Origin of the sequence: Archangium sp. (genome assembly GCF_036277355.1) — a bacterium.
GTDB lineage: Bacteria > Myxococcota > Myxococcia > Myxococcales > Myxococcaceae > Archangium.
In genome coordinates this window covers 183,215-200,932 of record NZ_DASUNC010000101.1, presented here as the reverse complement: position 1 = coordinate 200,932, position 17,718 = coordinate 183,215, and the positions used below count along the sequence as shown (strand labels likewise).

Below are 17,718 nucleotides of genomic sequence, written 5' to 3'. Positions count from 1 at the left end.
GCACCTGGCGCATCCGCCGGGGCTGGGGGAAGGCACCCGTCTCGAGGTACTCCCGGGCCCACCAGCGGCCCTCGGCACTCGCCTTGCGGCGGATGGCGGCGATGGTGCCGTAGAGCCACGCTGGAAACTCGAGCACAGGGGAGTGTTCCGTATTCATGGCCTCGCGCCCTACCACAGCGGTCAGATGCGCCTCAAGCGCCAGGCACCCGCTCAGCGGCAGTCCGCGGGCACATGGCCAACATGCTCCTCCCCCCTCCTCAATCCCTCGGCGCCCCTCCCCTGCGCGAGAGGTCCGTCTGGATCGCCTCGAACTGCTCCAGGGCCGCGCGCAGGTCGTCCACGATCTCCCCGGCAATGACATCCGGTGCTGGCAGGTTCGCGGAGTCCTCCAATGACTCGTCCTTGAGCCAGAAGATGTCCAGGCTCACCTTGTCCCGCTGGAGCAACTCCTCGTACCCGTACGAGCGCCAGCGCCCCTCCGGCGCCTTCTTCTCGGACCACGTCGCCTTGCGCTGGTGCCGGTTCTCCGGCAGGTAGCAGGCAACGAACTCGTCGAGATCCGCCCGCTTCAGCGGGTTCGTCTTCAGCGTGAAGTGCTTGTTCGTGCGCAGGTCGTAGACCCAGAGCTTCTCGGTCCACGGCTTCTCCCGGCCCGGCTTCTTCTCGAAGAACAGCACGTTCGCCTTCACGCCCTGCGCGTAGAAGATGCCCGTCGGCAACCGCAGCAGCGTGTGCACCTCGCACTCGTGGAGCAGCTTGCGGCGAATCGTCTCCCCCGCTCCGCCCTCGAAGAGCACGTTGTCGGGCACCACCACCGCCGCCCGCCCGTTCACCTCCAGCAGGGTCTTGATGTGCTGCACGAAGTTGAGCTGCTTGTTGCTCGTGGAGGCCCAGAAGTCGTCGCGCACGACGGTGAGGGCCTCTTTCTCCTGCTCGCCCTCCTCGTTGATGACGGTGACGGAGGACTTGCGGCCAAAGGGCGGATTGGAGAGCGCGATCTTGAACCGCTTGCCCGGGTCGCCGCGAATGGCGTCATCCACCACGACGATGGGAGTCTCATCCCCGCCAACGCCGTGGAGCAGCAGGTTCATCGTGCACAGGCGGGCGGGCGTATCGGCGATCTCCCACCCCCGCAGCGCCTCCAGCTTGAGGTGTTTCTTCTGGTCCTTGTCGAGCCTGTGGTTCCGGGCAATGTAGTCGTGGGCCGCGAGCAGGAAGCCGCCGGTCCCCACGGCCGGGTCCACGAGGGTCTCCCCCGGCTTGGGCTGCATCACGTCCACGATGGCGCGGATCAACGCTCTCGGGGTGAAGTACTGCCCGGCCCCGGACTGGCTGGCCGTCTTCTCCAGCAGGCCCTCGTAGGCGTCGCCCTTCACGTCGGCGTCGAGGCTCGACCACTGCTCGCGGTCCAGCAGGTCCACGATGAGGCGGCGCAGTTTCGCCGGGTCTTGAATCTTGTTCTGGGCCTTGCGGAAGACGAGGCCCAGCGTCCCCTTCGACTTGCCCAGCGTCTCCAGCAGGTGGCGGTAGTGGGTTTCGAGCGCGTCGCCCTCCTTGCTCATCAGGCTGGGCCAGTCGAAGCCCTTGGGAAGGAGCGATGGACGGTTCCACGGAGCCTGGGTCTGCTCGTGGGCCATCTTGAGGAAGAGCAGGAACGTGAGTTGCTCGATGTAGTCGCCGTAGGAGAGGCCATCGTCCCGGAGGACATCGCAGTAGTTCCAGAGCTTCTGGACGATTTGGGCCGAGTGGTTGCTCATCGCGTTGCCTTCTTCATCTTGGGGACAGCGGTGGCCTGCTTCGCTCGGCCCTGTTTGGGTAGAGGCTTGTTCTCCACAGAGACAGAGATGCGCTCAAGGAGCTTGGAGGCAGGTTCGTCTTTCGGGCTCTGCGGCACTAGCGCGCCCTCGAAGGCAAGACGAAGGATCGCTTGTCTCAGATGCGCGGCACGAACAAGTCCTGCCTGCACAGAAGCTTCGGAGGCATCAATAATCGAGAATTGGTCTTCGACTTCCTCGATGATGCGGAGTTGCTCCTGTTGCGGAGGAAGCGGGATGGCAATGCTTCGGATTTCGCCGAGATTCAGCCGAGGTCTGCCAACACCATGCACCTTGTCGCTCAGAAGAGCGCGAGTTGTCTCGCTGTTGAGCGTGGCAAGCAAGTACCTGCTCTGAGCGAGGGCCGCATCAGGTTTGAAGCGGACGCAGTCCGCCTTGACAATGGCGTCACCGAGCGACTCCGGGATCGAACACGCCCGAGGTGGTCGTTCACTCAGAGCGGCTATCACGAGATCTCCGGGATAAACGCGGTGCTTTTTTAGGCGGTCAAAGTGGTCGCGAGAAATGTGAGCGTGTTCGTCGAGGAATCGCCCCTCACCGATATTCTGAAGGCGAACGACTCGGGGGCCTGCTTCAACGTAGTGTTCAGACTTTAGGTTCGACCCAAACGGACCATCTGTGATCGAGTTCGGCTCGTCTGCGGCGAGTTGCTCAAGGGTCGCCCAAACCCAGCCGCTGGGCAGTGGTGGCAGGGCAGCGGTATCTGGGACGGCGGGCTCGATGTATTTCGCCTTCCACTTGTCGTCCTTGGGTAGCTTGCCGGCCGCCTTCATCTTGGCGAACTGGTCGGCCTCCCAGCGGGCGCGACGCTCCTTGATGATGCGGGCGAGCAGCCTTTCGGCGGGCTCGTAGTCGCGCTTCTCGCGGCGGGCGAGTTCGGCCTCGGTCGGAACCAGACGCCCCTCGCACGCGGCCTTCAGGACCGAGGCCCGGTAGCGCTTGAGCTGGGCCTGTACGCGCTTGAGTGCGGCGACTCCGGCATCGAGACGAGTGAACTGCCGCTCAGCCTCTGAAACGATGCGTTCTTGCTCTGCACGAGGCGGCAATGGAAGAGCAAGTGCGAGCATCTTCTCCAAGGGAAGGTGCGCAATCGTCGTTTGTGACGTTGAAGCTTGTCCTGCACCGTGTTGGAAAAAGAGCTGAAGGAACTTCGTGTTCACCACGTCGCAGCGCGGGCGCACTCGGTGGAGCGCCTTCTGGTACATGTACTGGCCTGACTTCCCACTGAAGACTGCGGCACGACCCGGTTCGCCTCCCTCGCAGACCAGTAGGTCCCCGTCATTGACTTGATAGCGAGCGAGCTCGTCGGACTTGAAACCCATCAGCTTCACGTCGGTAAAGTCGATATGTCCCCAACGAACATTCTCGTTTCGTAGGTAAGGAAGCTGGGCGAGGCCCTTTTCGTAAGCCTTTGGGGAGAGCATCTTTCCGAGACGCACCTCGGCGACGGTCCCAAGAGTTGTCCACGCCCACTGGGGCGGCAGCGGCTGCTGACGATCATTCACGCGACCAACACCTCATTCAGCTCTTCGAGCAGCTCATCGAGCTTGCCCGCGAACACCTGATGGACCCGTCCGAGCCCGCCCTTCTGGTTGAAGGGCACGTCCTCGAAGTCGTCCCTCTCGATCCTGAAGCTCGCGGCGACGTGGTCCTTGATGAGCGCCAACCACTGGCGCTGCTCCTCTGAGAACTTCCGTCCCCGGTTCTCCTGCTGGGCCAGCCAGTTCTGGAACCGCTCCTCCACCTGATCCGTGAAGGGCACCAGCTGCCGGTCCTTGTGGAGCGCGAAGCGCACCAGCGACACGATGTCCGTGAGCAACCGCTGGCCTCCAGCCCCTCGCACCTTCGACTTGTCGAGCGTCTCGTACGCCCGCCAGAGCGCCTCGGGCGTCCACGTCCGGGGCGGGGCCTTGATGTCCTCGGCCAGCGCCTTGATGTCCTTGAACGTGAGCCGCTTCGCGTACGGCTGCGAGTACAGCACCTGGATGGCGGTGAGCTCGTCCTTGTGCTCCTCGATGTACTGCTCGAAGGACTGCACCAGCCCGCGCGCCTTCTCGGTGGCGGCGGCGTCGAAGCCCGCTCCCAGCACCGTGTCCACGCTGACCGTGTCGAGCGTCTGCTCGAAGCTGCGCTTGATGAAGGCGAGCTCGTTGCGCAAGTCCGGGTTCGCCGCCAGCGGAGCCACCGCCGCCCGGATCGCCGCCTCCGCAGCCTTGGAGACCTGCGCCGCCGTGGGCTCTTCTCCAGTAAGTAGCTTGTTGGCCACCCGCGCCGCCTCGACGTGCCTGTCCGGATCCAGCGCCTCCACCAGCCCGCCCACCAGCTCTTCCAGCGACTTGCCGTGGGCCAACCGGGCGAGCCGCTCCTTCTCGGGCTTGCCCAGCCGTTGATTCATCCGGGCCAGACGGCTGGCCAGCGAGGAGATGACCTCGCGGTCCGTGCCGCCGGCGGCCACCACGTGGAGCAGCTTGTCGAAGGCCACGGCGGGCTGCTTCTCCAGCGGGCGGGTATCGACGAAGTCGCTCTCACACATGCCCACGCAGTCCACGAGGATGAAGTGCGTCTTGGCGGGGGCGTCGGGCGTCACCGACTGGAGGTCGCTCGGGCTGATGACGCGGACCCCGCGCCCCTTCATCTGCTCGAAGAAGTTGCGGCTCTTCACCGTGCGCATGAACATCACGATTTCCAGCGGCTTGATGTCGGTGCCGGTGGCGACCATGTCCACCGTCACGGCGATGCGCGGGTTGTAGGAGTTGCGGAACGAGGAGAGCAGATCCTCGGGCTTGATGCCGGTGGCCTTGTAGGTGACCTCCTCGACTTCCTTGCCGCCGGGCCCCTTCTTCTTCGTGACGAGGCGAGCGGTGCCGGTGCGGTAGGTGATCTTCTCGCAGAACGCGTTGCCCTTGCCGAACTCCTCGCGGACGACGCGGACGATGTCGTCGGCGTGGGAGTCGTCCTTGGCGAAGATGAGCGTCTTGGGGACTTCCTTGCGGCCGGGGAAGATCTCGGTGAAGAGCCGGTCCTTGAAGGTGCGGATGACGGTGCGCAGCTGATCCTCCGCCACCACGTCCCGGTCGAGCTGGTTGGCGGAGTAGGTCAGGTCCTCATCGAGCTTCTGCCACCGGACGGCCCGGGACTCGCGGTCGCGCTTGTCCACGAAGAGGCCCGCCTCCACCTTCGAGCCGCCCTCGGTGATGCGGGTGCGGATGCGGTACACGTCGAAGGGCACGTTCACGCTGTCGCCGACGGCGGCCTCGTGGCCGTACTCCATGACGAGGTTCTGGTGGAAGAAGCCGAGGGTCTGCTTGGAAGGCGTCGCGGTGAGGCCGATGAGGAACGAGTCGAAGTACTCCAGCACCTGGCGCCACAGGTTGTAGATGGAGCGGTGGGCCTCGTCGGTCCACAGGAAGTCGAAGAACTCGACGGGGATGCTGGGGTTGTAGGGGACCGGGAGCGGCTGGGTGCTCAAGTCGGTGAGCGTGGTGAAGGCGGAGATTTCCTCGTCGTCTTCCTTCAGCTCCTGGCCCGAGAGCATGGAGTAGACGCGCTGGATGGTGGCGATGCAGACCTTGGCCACCGGGTCGAGCTTGTTCGAGGTGAGGTGCTGGACGTTGTACAGCTCGTGGAACTTCCGGCCGTCGTCTGGAGTGACGTACTGCTGGAACTCCTTGAGCGTCTGGCGGCCGAGGTTGGCGCGGTCCACGAGGAACAGGACCCTCTTGGCTCCCCCGGACTTGATGAGCCGGTAGATGGAGCTGACCGCGGTGAAGGTCTTCCCGGAGCCGGTGGCCATCTGGATGAGGGCGCGCGGCTTGCCGGCGTACAGAGAGGCCTCGAGGTTGCGCACGGCCTTGAGCTGGGCGGGCCAGAGGCCCTTGGGCTCGACGTCCGGCATCTGGCGGAGGCGCAGCCGCAGGGTGGAGGGCAGGAGACTGCGCGGCGCGGGCTTGCCGTTCTCGAGGGGGAGCAGCGGGGGTGGGTTCTGCTCCGGGTCGAGCCACTCGGCCAGTGTCTCGGGCGTGTGGAAGTGGAAGAGGCGGCGGCTGCGGGGTTCCGGATCCAGGCGGTTGGTGAACTGCGTCTCCACGCCCGTGCTCTCGTAGAGGAACGGCAGCGGGACGACATGGGCGGGGATGAGGGGGGGCACGCCACGCGCGTACTTCTCCGACTGCACCTCGATGCCGGTGAGGAGGGTGCCCTCTTTCTTGGCTTCGACGACACCGGCCAGCTTCCCGGCGACGTAGAGGGCGTAGTCGGCCTTGCCGTGGCCGCGTGCCAGGGGGAACTCGCGGACGGCCACCCCCAGCCCAGCGGCGAGGTTGAGCTCGGCGAAGTCCTGGACGTGCCAACCAGCGCTCTGGAGCGCAGCGTCAATGTTCTCGCGGGCAGCAGCTTCGGGCGTCGGCATCAGGGCGCCGATTTTCGCTGAAAGCCCCGCTCACGGCGATCTCAAAGTACGCTTCCGGCTGGGGCCCTCCTTTGCTGGGCGTGAATCGAACCCGTCAGCGGACTCCTGGAGCGCGCTCACTTCTCCAGATGGTCAATCATGGACTGGAGCGGCGGCTCGGGGTTCCGGTCCCACAGCCTGGTGGCCCAGCTGCGCTGATCCAGCAGCCCCGCGTTGATGTTGTTCGTCAGGGTATCGACCTTGGCCGGGGTCTCGAGTCTGGCCGCACTCGGGTTCCTGGCCGCCATCCTCCGCCACGTCTCGGATGGAGGGGCAGGGCCTGCCAGGCGGAGGGCAGCAGGCAGGTGAGCACGGGTTGCGGCACCACGCGCCTGGAGCCAGCTTCCGCCTGAGGAGGCGAGCACATGAAACATCTGGGTCGGACGCTGCCCTTCCAGGGGCCCGAGGGCCAGTTCGTTCCGGACAGCATCGCGGAGGTCAAGTACCTCCGTCTCGGCGGGATCGAGCAGTGGGTGATGATCCGTGGCGAGAGCGTCGCCAATCCCCCGCTGATCCTCCTCTACGGCGGGCCAGGCCTCACCGAGATGGGGTTCTTCCGTCACTTCAATGCGCCGCTCGAGAAGAGCTTCACCGTCGTCTACTGGGACCAGCGCGGCAGCGGCAAATCGTTCGACCGCAAGCTCCCCAGCTCCTCGATGACCGTCGAGCAGTTCCTCTCGGATCTCGAAGAGCTGGTCGATCAGGTCTGCAAACGCCTCGGGAAGAAAGAGGTGGTGCTCTACGGGCACTCCTGGGGCTCCGCGCTCGGCGTCCTCTATACGGCGCGGCACCCGGAGAAGGTCGCGGCCTACGTCGGAAGCGGACAGGTCGGTGATTGGGCGGCGGGCGAGTCGTCATCGTATGACTACGTGCTCGCTGAAGCGCAGCGCCTCAACCACCGCAAGGCCTTGAAGAAGCTGCGCGCCATCGGCCCCCCGCCCCATGATGCCAGGCGCTTGCTGATCGAGCGCACCTGGGCGCAGCGGCTCGGGGGCGAGCTGAGCGCGAGGACCTTCTGGACATGGGGACGAGTTCTTCTCGGCGGGCCGGAAGCATCGGTCTTCGATCTGCCCAACCTGCTGCGTGGCTTCCGGTTCTCTCTCGACACCATGTGGGCCGAGGTTTCGAAGCTGAATCTCCTGAAGGCCGCACCCGTCCTGCAGGTGCCCGTGTTCTTCTTCCTCGGACGCCGCGATCACTGGGTTCCGAACGAAGCCAGTCTGGCCTATTTCGAAGCACTGACCGCGCCGTCGAAGAGACTCGTCTGGTTCGACGAGTCCGGACACGAGCCGTTCGTCGATGAACCGGCCAGGTTCAATACCTTGATGGCCGAGCTGGTGCGGCCGGTCGCGGTCTCTCCTCGGAAGCAGAGAGCGCCCGATTTACTGCCCGTCTGATTCGAACGCCGGTGCTGGAGCGTGGAGCTCACGCGAAGCGAGCCATTGCGAAGCGTGACAGCTCCCAGGGAATGGGGTGGTCCGTGGCCATCCACGCGGCGAGGCGGCCGAGCAGGACGGTGAACTTGAACCCGTGCCCGCTCAAGCCGCCCACCACCGTCACCCGAGGCTCTCCCGGCAGCCGGTCCACCACGAAGTCCTCGTCCGGCGTCATCGTGTACAGACACACCTTCTCCAACACCACGCGCGGCGACAAGCCAGGCAGGTGTTCCGCGCACGCCTGACGCAGCGGCTCTCTATCCGACTCGTGCACCTCCCGGTCCACCCGGTGGGGATCCGTGGGCAGGCCCGACTGATGCAACGCCACCTTCACGCCGGGCTGCTGCCCATCGTACGGAAAGCCATAGGAGTTCGCGCCGAAGTCGATCCACACCGGAAAGCGCTCCGCGCTGAACTCCGCCAGTGGCGCCGAGGGCTCGAAATGACAGTACACCTGCCGCGTCACCGTGAACGGCAGGGACACGTGCCCCGCCAGCAGCCGGGCCGTCCAGGGCCCCGCGCACACCACCACCCGGTCGAACTCGAGCACCTCGCCTCCCGCGAGTACCAGGGCGATGCCTCGCGCCCGCGGCTCGAGTGCCTCCACCCGCGCTCCCGCACGCACCTGGGCACCGTGCGCCGACGCAAGCCGGAGCTGGGCACGCACACACGCGGAGGCCCGGAGGAAACCCGCCTCGGGCTCGAACACCCCCGACTCCCCTGCCCGCAGCCGGAACCCGGGGAACCTCCGGGCGCAGGCGGTGGCATCCAGCTCCTCGAAGGGCACCCGGTGCGCTCCGAGCGCCCGGCGGATGGCCGCCAGCTCCGGATGCTCGCTGGGAGCGAAGAACAGGCCTCCCGTGCGCACGAAGAGCGACTCCCCCGCCTCGCGCTCCAGCGCGTCCCAGAGCGGGTAGGCCTCGCCCATCAGCGACGTGTAGAGCCCATCCGTGTACGTCTTGCGGATGATTCGCGACGAGCCATACGAGCTGCCCTGATCATGGTCAGGCGAGAACTGCTCCACGACGGTGACGGAGTGTCCCTCGTGAGCGAGGAACCGGGCCGTCGCGCTGCCCACTCCTCCCGCTCCCAGAATCGCGATGCGTGCCATTCCGCCATCTAACCGCAGTCCACCGTGCACTTGCAGCTCTTCGGGCAGAGGGCTCAGGGGCGCGGCAGAAGGACCACGGCCGCCAGCGCGGCCGCGAGCCCGATGCACAGCGGCATGTAGAGCCGGTCGTCCATCTGGGCGAAGCGGCGCCGAGCCACGCTCCTGACCTCGGCCTTCCATCCTTCCTATACTCCTCCGGACAGGCGGCGGATATCGGCCCCCGCTCGCGTGCCCGGCCATGGAAACCCTTCCTTCTCCCCCGCCCCCCGCCTCGCGCTCCTGGCTCCTGGAGCGGCTGGACTCCCTGCTCTCGGAGTCCCTGCGTCACGGGTCGCCCACGGACCTCGTCCGCTACCGGCTCGTGGTGGGCACCGCTTGCTTCTTCATCGTCTTCAACCTGCTCTACACGGTGGCGGCCGTCTTGTCGGGCCTGCCCCCCTACCCCAGCCTCGCCGCCTGTCTGATCTACGCCAGCGTCCTGCTGCTCACGCGCCACTCGGCCACCATCGGGCCGCCCACGGCCCTGCTGTTGACGGCCTTGTCGCTCGTGCTCATCGCCGCCGCCTGGGAGGGCCATTCCCCCTTCATCAGCACCCACGCCCTCTGCACCCTGATCCCCGTCATCGCCGTGTACCTGTCCGGCGCTCGCGTGGGGCTGTTCATCACCCTGTTCCTGCTCGTGACCCTCAGTCTGGGCTACCCGCTCTACGTCACCCTCGTCCAACCCGTCATTCCGCCTCCCACGCCGTACCTGATGTGGATCGGGCACATCTTCGCCGGCCTGGCGCTGGTGGGAGCCTGGGGCGTGGGCTCGCTGCACAACGCCGCGCGGGACTCCGCCCAGGGCTCGCTCGAGCGGACGCTGAAGGCGCTCCAGCTCAGTGAGAACAAGCTCAGCACCCTCGTGGAGAGCACGGAGGATCCGGTGCTCTCGCTGGACAAGAAGGGCCGCCTGCTGACCGCCAACTCCGCGGCGAGGCGGCTGCACCTCCAGCGTTTCGGCCATGAGCCCGGGGTGGGCCAGCCCTTCTGGATGGAGCCGGAGCGCCGCCAGCGCTGGGCCCCGCACGTGGCCCGGGTGCACGCCGGCCAGCGCGAGCGGTTCGAGGAAGAGTTCGAGGTCCAGGGCTCCCGCCGCCTCATGGACATCAGCCTCAGCCCCCTGCGGGATGGGGACGGCCAGGTGGTGGGGCTGACGCTCTTCGCGCGGGACATCACCCCCCGCCGGCAGGCCGAGGCCCGGCTGGAAGAGATGCACCGGACGCTGCTGGATGTGTCCCGGCAGGCGGGCATGGCGGAGATCGCCACGGGCGTGCTCCACAACGTGGGCAACACCCTCAACAGCGTGAACGTCTCCACCAGTCTCGTCATGGACCGGCTGCGCCTGTCACGTGTCTCCAGCCTGACCCGTGCCGCCCGGCTCCTGAGCGAGCACACCGTGGAGCTGCCCACCTTCCTCACCCGGGATCCGCGGGGCCAGCAGTTCCCGGCCTTCCTCCTGGCCCTGTCCGAGCAGCTGGAGGAGGAGCGCGACGCCCTGCTCCAGGAGATGCGCTCCCTGAGCGAGGGGGTGGAGCACATCAAGTCCATCGTCAGCATGCAGCAGCGGCATGCGAGCTCCGCGGGCGTGAGGGAGCAGGTGGCCATGCCCGTCCTCATCGACGAGGCGCTGCGCCTGCACGCCGCGTCCTTCGAGCAGCTGGGCATCCGCGTCGAGCGCGACTACGCCCCGGTGCCGCCGCTCTCCGTGGATCGGCACAAGCTGCTGCAGATCCTCGTCAACCTGCTGAGCAACGCGCGGCATGCGTTGATGGACAGCCCGCGGAAGGACAAGCGGCTGAGCATCGGCATCCAGCGGGCGCCTGACGGAGAGCGGGTGCGCATCGAGGTGAAGGACAACGGCGTGGGCATCGCCCCGGAGAACCTGCAGCGCCTGTTCACGCAGGGCTTCACCACCAAGAAGACAGGCCATGGCTTCGGCCTGCACATCAGCGCCCTGTCCGCCAAGGAGTTGCACGGGCGGCTCACCTGCGACAGTCCTGGCCCCGGCCAGGGTGCCACCTTCACCCTGGAGCTGCCATTGGAGGAGGAGCCCGGGCCAGGGCTGGTGAAATGAGCCCCCCGCGCCGGCTCCTGGAGCCGGTGCCCCGGTCTGAGCGGGGACGCCCGCATCAGCGCGCGCGTCCCGCGGGAGTTGCTCGAGAACGACACTATTCGACGGTGACGATTTCCGAGAGGGTCTCCACCCCCGTGATGGGGATGGGGAGGCGGAGGAACACCTGGCGGAGCAGATCGTTGCCCGGGGTGGTGTTCACGTCGAAGGTGAAGACATACGACTTGCCCGATGACAGCAGGCCGGGCGGCAGCCGCAACCGGGTGTCATCCGTCAGCAGGGTGCCCACGAGCCTGCTCACCGTCGCGGAGCCCTGTGCCGAGAGCTCCTGGACGAAGACGATGTAGTGCATGTCCGGCAGGGAGACGGGGGCCGTCCAGCTCAACTCGGGGGTGGTGGTGTTGAGGGTGACGGGTTGCCGGGCGTCCTGGCCGCCGATGCGCGGCTGCAGCACCGGACCATACGGAAACGCAATCGTCTTGGAGAGGAGGCTGGGAAGCGTGTCCGTGATGGAGGCGCCACCAAAGAGAACCACCGGGCTCGTGGTCCCGGGAAGCTGGTAGGGCACCGCATAGCGGACGGCCGCGACGCCCACGGCGTTCCAGCTCGCGGGATAGGGATTGGCATAGGTGAAGGTGGCGTGCATCTGAGCCACGCTGGGCCCCTGGGCGAGCTCGAAGAGCCGGGGGAGGAGGCTCCGGTAGCTGTAGGAGAGCGGCGCGGGCAGCACGTCGAAGACCATGGCCTCCGAGACCACGGTGGCGCGCGGGTGCACGGCGCTGGCCAGGTTCCTGTACGAGGCGAGGTCCCAGTGGATGGAGGCCGTGAGCGCGGGGGGCTCGGTCAGGGTGCCGGAGAGGGTCTGCCTCTCGCCTGGCCGCGCCTGGAACTCCGGTGCCTCGAGGAAGCGGCTGACGGAGCGGTAGGGCAAGGTCTCGCTGGTGCCCTCGGGCGTGGCGGTGCGGCTGGTGAGCTGGGTGAGCAGGCCGCGATCTCCCCGGGCCGGGTCCACGAGCGGCTGGCCGGCGCGCACCGTATAGGTGAAGCTGCCCGAGGTGGCCGCGGTGGCGATGGAGGGCGTGAGCCGGAAGCGCGCCACATTGGCGTTGAGCGAGAAGAGGGTGATGCCGTCCGTGGCCTGATACGGGTGGAGGTTGTCGAGCTCGAAGACGACTTCGGCGGCGCCGGCATCCGCGGGCTGGGTCACGGCATCCGGCCGGCCGAGGAGCTCCGTGGAGAGCTCCAACCGCCGTGAGTCCGTCACCACGAAGAAGTTGGGCTCGGCGCGCAGGTAGTACGTGCCAGCGGGGACGTTGGGGATGGTGAAGGTGCCATCCGCCCTGCCCTCCCCCGGGTAGGTGACGAAGGTATCCCCCTCCAGGACGAGCGCCTGCGGGGGCGCGGCCGAGAGATCCACCGGGATGCGGACCTCTCCGGTGCTCGTCATGGAGAGCACGGCCCGTTGTCCCGAGACGTCGGGCAACACTCCAGCATCCGGAGTGGGGCTGTCAGGCGGCGGGCAGGCGCTCAGGACAAGTGCCAGAGAGGACAGCAGGGAGGCCAGGATTCGATTCGGAAGCATCGTCACTCGCTCGGTGCACGGGTCCCCTGGAGTGGAGACCGGCGCGGCCTTCTAGCAACGCGAGCGGCTTGAGGCGGTGGGAATCATCGCGGCTCGTCGCCGGTGCTGGAGCATGGGGCTCACGCGAATCAGGTGTCCAATTGAAGACAGCAACCCGATCATGCCAGACAGCCTGGCATGGGCTGTATAGGGTAACGAGGAGCCACGGTTCTGGTGGTGAACTCCAAGGCGGCACGTGGCGTGGGCGGCAGGAGTGCACTCGAGGATGATGGGCCGCAGGGGGGCCGGGGCTTCATCCACTCGGAGAATGGCCCATGACACCTCGCCGCTGGCGTTCGCGTATTCCCCTGTTCCTTCTCGCCTGGCTCGCGCTCCCCGCCCAGGCGGCTCCACCGCTCCCCACGCCCACGTTGCTCCGCGACATCCGCCCGGAGGCGGCCGAGGCGCTCGGCCACGTCGGTAGCGAGATGGGCTCCGCGGGGGGCCTCGTGTACTTCGAGCATGCACCCGCCTTCGATACCTCCCACTTCGACATGGTCGACAACGAGGTCTGGAGAAGCGATGGAACCCCCGAGGGCACCTTCCGGCTGGCGGACATCTACCCGGGACGTACCGGCTCGTCCCCCCAACACTTCGTCACCCTCGGCTCCCAGATGCTCTTCCTGGCCCGGGACGACTGGGGCGAGGGACTCTGGAAGTCGGACGGCACTCCGGCGGGCACGGTCCTCGTCCGGCACGGTCCTCCCCGGCAGTTCATCGATCCCTCCGGGAACTTCCCCTCGGCGGAGCTGAGCGGAACCCTCTACTTCAACGCGCGCCTGGACGAGGCAGGCGCGGAGCTCTGGAGAAGTGACGGTACCCCCGAGGGCACCCGTCGCGTGAAGGACCTGACCCCGGGACCCGCCGACACCAGCCTTTTCATGCTGACTCCCGCGGGGAGCACGCTCTTCTTCATCACCGGGGAGCGAGAGGGCCCCCACACGCTGTGGAAGAGCGACGGGACGGAGGCGGGCACCCTCGAGGTGTGGGAGGGCGCGCCAGAGGGTCCACCGGTTGAAATCCGTCAGTTGGTCGCGGCGGGCTCCACCCTTTTCATGGTGACCCGGTCCAATGGGAAGGAGCAACTCTGGCGGAGTGATGGCACGGCCGCGGGGACCCTCCAGCTCCTGGAGTCCTCCTGGATGATGAGCGCTGGCATCGCCTTCGGCGAGCGGTTGATCATCCACGCCGAGGGCGGCCTGTGGCGCAGTGATGGCACGAGCGCGGGCACGGTGCTCATCTCCTCGACGGTGTACGGTGTCCGGGAGATGCGCGCCATGGGGGGCGCGGTGCTCGTCCTCTCGGACTCCGGGCTCCACAGGACCGATGGCACGCCCGAGGGGACCTCGCGGTTGGCGTCCAACACCTGTTTTCCCGATCGCCTGGCGGAGGTGAACGGGCGGCTCTTCTTCACCGGCAGGAACAGCGGCGGCTCGCGCGAGCAGGAGCTGTGGACGAGCGATGGCACGGCTTCGGGCACCGTCCGGCTCGCGGTGCTGGGGGTTCGCTCCTTGCGGGCTCCCGAGCGTTCGCCACTGGTGGGCCTGGGTGGTCAGCTCTTCTTCCTCTACGAGCGCGGCGACGGGGGGCTCGAGTTGTGGGGGAGCGATGGAACGCTCGCGGGAACCCGGCGGGTGTACACGCTGAGCGAGCCCGGCAGCACCCTCCGTCACGGCAGCCTGTTCTCTGTCCGCGACAGGCTCTTCTTCGATGTCCGGCCCTCCGACGCTTCGAGCTCCCGGCCCCAGCTCTGGGTGAGCGATGGCACCGCCGAGGGGACCGCGCCACTCCGGCGCCGTGCGGCGCCGCTCGGCTCCGGCGCCGCGCCGATGGAGCAGGTGGGGAACACCCTGCTGTTCTCCGTGGAGGATGCGCGAGGACTCGAGCTGTGGAGGAGCGAGGGCACCGAGGCCAGCACCACACGTGCCAGGGTCATCCGGTCCACGGCTCCGACCGAGAGTGCTCGAGGGTTCGTCGCCGCGCCCCATGCCCGCCTGGGGGAGCAGGTCTTCTTCTTCGCGGATGACGGGGTGCACGGCCACGAGCTGTGGAAGAGCGACGGCACCGAGGCGGGCACCCAGCTCGTCAAGGACATCCGCTCCGGCCCGGAGTCAGGCTTCCAAGAGTATGTCTGGCTCGCGGAGACGGACAGAGCGCTCTTCTTCGTCGTGGATGACGGGGTGCACGGCTTCGAGCTGTGGAAGAGCGACGGCACCGAGGCGGGCACCCAGCTCGTCAAGGACATCCTCTCCGGCCCGGAGTCGGGCTCGGGTTTCGAGTACCAGGCCGCGACCGTGGGCGGGACGGTCTTCTTCTTCGCGGATGACGGCACTCATGGTCTGGAATTGTGGAAGAGCGATGGAACCGGGTCCGGCACCGTGCTCGTCAAGGACATCCGCGCCGGTGCGCAGCCAGGTATCGGGCTGCCCTTGATCACGGCCGTGGGTGGGGAGGTCTTCTTGTTCGCGGACGATGGCGTTCACGGCGTGGAGTTGTGGAAGAGCGACGGCACCGAGGCGGGCACCGTCCTCGTCGCGGATCTCACGCCCGGAGCGCCAGACTCGAGCGTCGATTACCTGCCCGCCGCGGCCAATGGCGCCTTCTACTTCACGACGCGGGAGGCCACCGGCGGCACCGTGGTGTGGAAGAGCGATGGAACGGGAGCGGGTACCCGCGCCCTGAGGACCCTCCAGGCCGGCGCCTCCGATGCGGAGTCCCTCAACACCTTCTTCACGGCCCTGGGGAGCCAGGTGTTCTTCGTGGGCTATGAGGCCGAGCACGGCTACGAGCTGTGGAAGACGGACGGTACTCCCGAGGGCACGGTGCGCGTCAGGGAGCTACGCCCCGGGCCCGCGAGCGGGGTGCTCGGTCCATTGCTCGCGCTGGAGGACGTGGGCCTGCTGCTCTTCTTCGGGACGGATGGGGTGCACGGTCTCGAGCCGTGGGTCACGGATGGCACGGCCGGTGGCACCTCGCTCCTCGCCGATCTGGCTCCCGGCCCGGACTCCTCCGTGTTCGGCTTCTTGCGGCGCTTCGGGGATCGCGTCGTCCTCCTGGCCGATGACGGGGTGCACGGACTGGAGCCCTGGAGCTTCGTGGTCCCGGATGCCCTCGCGCCCACTCTCACCTGCCCGCAGGATGTCCGTGCGCAGGCCACGGAGGACTCGGGCGTCGAGGTGACGTACCCGCCCGCCCAGGCGAGCGATGACCGGGGAGAGGTCTCGCTCACCTATAGCCAGGCCTCCGGCACCCGCTTCCCCGTGGGCACCACGGCCGTGTCCGTCACCGCCACGGATGCGGCCGGCAACAGCAGGCAGTGCGCTTTCGAGGTGCATGTCCAAGCACCCGCCGTGCAGCCGCCCACAGCGCAAGGGTGCGCCTGCCGGACGGCGGGCTCTTCCGGTACGCTGGCCTCATGGGGCCTGGTGCTGATGCTGGCCCTGCTGAGACCGCGCCGCCGCATCCCGCGCTGAGCGCATGACCGGCGGAAGCCATCGGGTTGCCGCCGCATGGACTTGCGCACCTGGCGCGCGGAGCGGCTTGGGGCGGTGGGAATCCAGGCCCGCTGAACATGCATTGACAGGCATATGCCCCCATCAGCATATAAGGGGCATGCCGAGCGCGTTCGAAGTCGTGGCGGAGCCGAACCGCCGCCGGATCCTGGACCTGCTGCGCGAGGGGCGCCGTCCCGTCGGGGAGCTGGTGGATCGGCTCGGGCTGACGCAGCCCACCGTGTCCAAGCACCTGCGCGTGCTCAAGGACGCTCGACTGGTGGACGTGGAGCAGGACGCGCAACGGCGGCTGTACCGCCTGCGTCCGGAGCCCTTGCTGGAGCTGGACTCGTGGCTCGCGCCGTACCGCGAGCTGTGGTCCCGGCGGCTCGACGCGCTGGAGCGGCACCTGGACACCCTGGCGGACGAACCCCCCGCCCCCACCCGCCGGAGCCCGGCCCCGAGGAGGAAGTCATGAAGCACGGCACCCTGACGACGAAAGGCAACAAGGTCGAGCTCCGGTTCGAGCGGCGGCTCGCCCACCCGCCCGAGAAGGCCTCTGTCACGCGAAGAGCGACGCGGACACCGGCGAGCAGTGGCGGGACTTCGACGAGTACCTCGTGGTGCTGGAAGGCCGCTACGTGCTGCGCATCAATGACCTGGACATGGAGCTCGGCGCCGGACGGGAGTTCGTCATCCCCCGCGGCGCGCGCATCTCGGGACGGTTCACCGCCGGGACGCGGACGATTCACGCCTTCGGGGGCAGGAAGTTCGAGCGGGCGAACGCATCGGGAGCGCGGACCCACGCGTGAGCGGTAGGATGGGCGCATGGGACCCTCGGACAAGTCGGATGGCGCGGCGAAGGCGGAAGCGCTCCTGAAGGCACTCGAGCCGTGGCTGAACAAGCACCGGCGCACCGCCTGGCTGCCCCAGGTGAAGAACGGGCCCGGGCCCGCCCACGGTTCACGCTTCGGCGGACTGCCGTGGCTCGCGAGCGGTGAGAGCCACCCGGCGTGTGGGAACTGCAAGCAGCCGCTCCGGCTCCTGCTCCAGCTCAACCTGCTGTCGCTTCCCGAGGAAGTGCGCCAGCGGCTCGGGGCGGGGCTGCTGCAGGCGTTCTACTGCGAGCGCGAGGACTGCGAGCAGGAGTGCGAGGGATGGTCTCCCTTCAGCGAGGCGCATCGGATCCGCATCATCGAGGTGACCCGGGGGAACATGGCCGCCCCGGCGGGGAAGCCGTTTCCGCCCAAGGAGATTACCGGCTGGAAGCAGGCCGAGGACCTGCCCTCACCCGCCGAGCACGAGGAGCTGGGGCTCGACTTCGACTACGACTTCGAGGCGAACACGGTGCGGATCCGTTGTCCGGAGATCGGGCTCGACGCCCCGCCCATCGGAATGGACGAATTGCAGGCGGAGACCGTGGCCAACGCATCGATGGGGGACAAGCTCCTGGGCTGGCCGCACTGGATCCAGGGCGTGGAGTATCCGGAGTGCCCCCAGTGCAAGACGCGAATGGAGTACGTGTTCCAGATTGATTCCGAGCACAACCTCCCGCTCATGTGGGGCGACATGGGCACGGCCCACATCACGCGCTGCCCCACCCACCCGGACGTCCTCGCGCTCGGGTGGGCGTGCGGCTGATCACAGTCCATGCCGGGCGCACC

Annotated in this window: 12 protein-coding genes; 6 read left to right on the top strand and 6 right to left on the bottom strand. The window is 67.5% G+C overall.

Features of this window, described 5'->3' with window-relative positions:
* Positions 1-257 precede the first annotated feature (257 nt).
* From VFZ09_RS26530 to VFZ09_RS26515, 4 genes are all read right to left on the bottom strand, one after another.
* The gene (locus tag VFZ09_RS26530) at positions 258-1,757 is read right to left on the bottom strand and encodes a class I SAM-dependent DNA methyltransferase (protein ID WP_329730456.1); all 1,500 of its coding nucleotides are present in this window, start codon (positions 1,755-1,757) and stop codon (positions 258-260) included.
* Positions 1,754-3,340, bottom strand: a complete 1,587-nt coding sequence (locus tag VFZ09_RS26525) for a restriction endonuclease subunit S (RefSeq protein ID WP_329730455.1) — start codon at positions 3,338-3,340, stop codon at positions 1,754-1,756. The genes VFZ09_RS26530 and VFZ09_RS26525 overlap by 4 nt, the downstream gene beginning before the upstream one ends.
* Positions 3,337-6,243 (bottom strand): type I restriction-modification enzyme R subunit C-terminal domain-containing protein, encoded by a 2,907-nt coding sequence (locus VFZ09_RS26520; protein WP_329730454.1) that lies wholly within the window; start codon positions 6,241-6,243, stop codon positions 3,337-3,339. Before VFZ09_RS26520 ends, VFZ09_RS26525 begins: the two co-directional genes overlap by 4 nt.
* Before the next feature lie 116 nt (positions 6,244-6,359).
* The gene (locus VFZ09_RS26515) at positions 6,360-6,530 is read right to left on the bottom strand and encodes a hypothetical protein (protein ID WP_329730453.1); all 171 of its coding nucleotides are present in this window, start codon (positions 6,528-6,530) and stop codon (positions 6,360-6,362) included.
* 117 nt (positions 6,531-6,647) lie between these two features.
* Between VFZ09_RS26515 and VFZ09_RS26510 the strand changes: the two genes are divergently transcribed.
* Complete coding sequence (locus VFZ09_RS26510; protein ID WP_329730452.1) at positions 6,648-7,679, top strand: alpha/beta hydrolase; 1,032 nt, start codon at positions 6,648-6,650, stop codon at positions 7,677-7,679.
* 28 nt (positions 7,680-7,707) lie between these two features.
* On the opposite strand, the gene solA is transcribed toward VFZ09_RS26510, so the two are convergent.
* A complete protein-coding gene (gene solA / locus VFZ09_RS26505; RefSeq protein WP_329730451.1) occupies positions 7,708-8,829 on the bottom strand; it encodes an N-methyl-L-tryptophan oxidase in 1,122 nt (373 codons plus the stop codon).
* Positions 8,830-9,067: 238 nt separating this feature from the next.
* Between solA and VFZ09_RS26500 the strand changes: the two genes are divergently transcribed.
* Positions 9,068-10,945 (top strand): two-component system sensor histidine kinase NtrB, encoded by a 1,878-nt coding sequence (locus VFZ09_RS26500; RefSeq protein ID WP_329730450.1) that lies wholly within the window; start codon positions 9,068-9,070, stop codon positions 10,943-10,945.
* A 94-nt stretch (positions 10,946-11,039) separates the two neighbouring features.
* On the opposite strand, the gene VFZ09_RS26495 is transcribed toward VFZ09_RS26500, so the two are convergent.
* A complete protein-coding gene (locus tag VFZ09_RS26495; protein WP_329730449.1) occupies positions 11,040-12,524 on the bottom strand; it encodes a hypothetical protein in 1,485 nt (494 codons plus the stop codon).
* A 314-nt stretch (positions 12,525-12,838) separates the two neighbouring features.
* Here VFZ09_RS26495 and VFZ09_RS26490 point away from each other — a divergent pair, with 314 nt between their 5' ends.
* The 4 genes from VFZ09_RS26490 (at position 12,839) to VFZ09_RS26475 (ending at position 17,695) form a co-directional block, all read left to right on the top strand.
* Positions 12,839-16,036: an ELWxxDGT repeat protein gene (locus VFZ09_RS26490; RefSeq protein ID WP_329730448.1), complete on the top strand. Its 3,198-nt coding sequence runs from the start codon at positions 12,839-12,841 to the stop codon at positions 16,034-16,036.
* 139 nt (positions 16,037-16,175) lie between these two features.
* Positions 16,176-16,532 (top strand): metalloregulator ArsR/SmtB family transcription factor, encoded by a 357-nt coding sequence (locus VFZ09_RS26485; protein WP_329730447.1) that lies wholly within the window; start codon positions 16,176-16,178, stop codon positions 16,530-16,532.
* Between the two features lie 142 nt (positions 16,533-16,674).
* Positions 16,675-16,866, top strand: a complete 192-nt coding sequence (locus VFZ09_RS26480) for a hypothetical protein (RefSeq protein ID WP_329730446.1) — start codon at positions 16,675-16,677, stop codon at positions 16,864-16,866.
* Positions 16,867-16,882: 16 nt separating this feature from the next.
* The gene (locus tag VFZ09_RS26475; RefSeq protein ID WP_329730445.1) at positions 16,883-17,695 is read left to right on the top strand and encodes a DUF1963 domain-containing protein; all 813 of its coding nucleotides are present in this window, start codon (positions 16,883-16,885) and stop codon (positions 17,693-17,695) included.
* The last annotated feature ends 23 nt before the right edge of the window (positions 17,696-17,718 follow it).

Bases quoted from the DNA above. Each gene is read 5' to 3' on its own strand.
- VFZ09_RS26530 (WP_329730456.1), bottom strand. From the start codon at position 1,757: ATGAGCAACCACTCGGCCCAAATCGTCCAGAAGCTCTGGAACTACTGC.
- VFZ09_RS26520 (WP_329730454.1), bottom strand. From the start codon at position 6,243: ATGCCGACGCCCGAAGCTGCTGCCCGCGAGAACATTGACGCTGCGCTC.
- VFZ09_RS26515 (WP_329730453.1), bottom strand. From the start codon at position 6,530: ATGGCGGCCAGGAACCCGAGTGCGGCCAGACTCGAGACCCCGGCCAAG.
- VFZ09_RS26510 (WP_329730452.1), top strand. From the start codon at position 6,648: ATGAAACATCTGGGTCGGACGCTGCCCTTCCAGGGGCCCGAGGGCCAG.
- solA (WP_329730451.1), bottom strand. From the start codon at position 8,829: ATGGCACGCATCGCGATTCTGGGAGCGGGAGGAGTGGGCAGCGCGACG.
- VFZ09_RS26500 (WP_329730450.1), top strand. From the start codon at position 9,068: ATGGAAACCCTTCCTTCTCCCCCGCCCCCCGCCTCGCGCTCCTGGCTC.
- VFZ09_RS26495 (WP_329730449.1), bottom strand. From the start codon at position 12,524: ATGCTTCCGAATCGAATCCTGGCCTCCCTGCTGTCCTCTCTGGCACTT.
- VFZ09_RS26490 (WP_329730448.1), top strand. From the start codon at position 12,839: ATGACACCTCGCCGCTGGCGTTCGCGTATTCCCCTGTTCCTTCTCGCC.
- VFZ09_RS26485 (WP_329730447.1), top strand. From the start codon at position 16,176: ATGCCGAGCGCGTTCGAAGTCGTGGCGGAGCCGAACCGCCGCCGGATC.
- VFZ09_RS26475 (WP_329730445.1), top strand. From the start codon at position 16,883: ATGGGACCCTCGGACAAGTCGGATGGCGCGGCGAAGGCGGAAGCGCTC.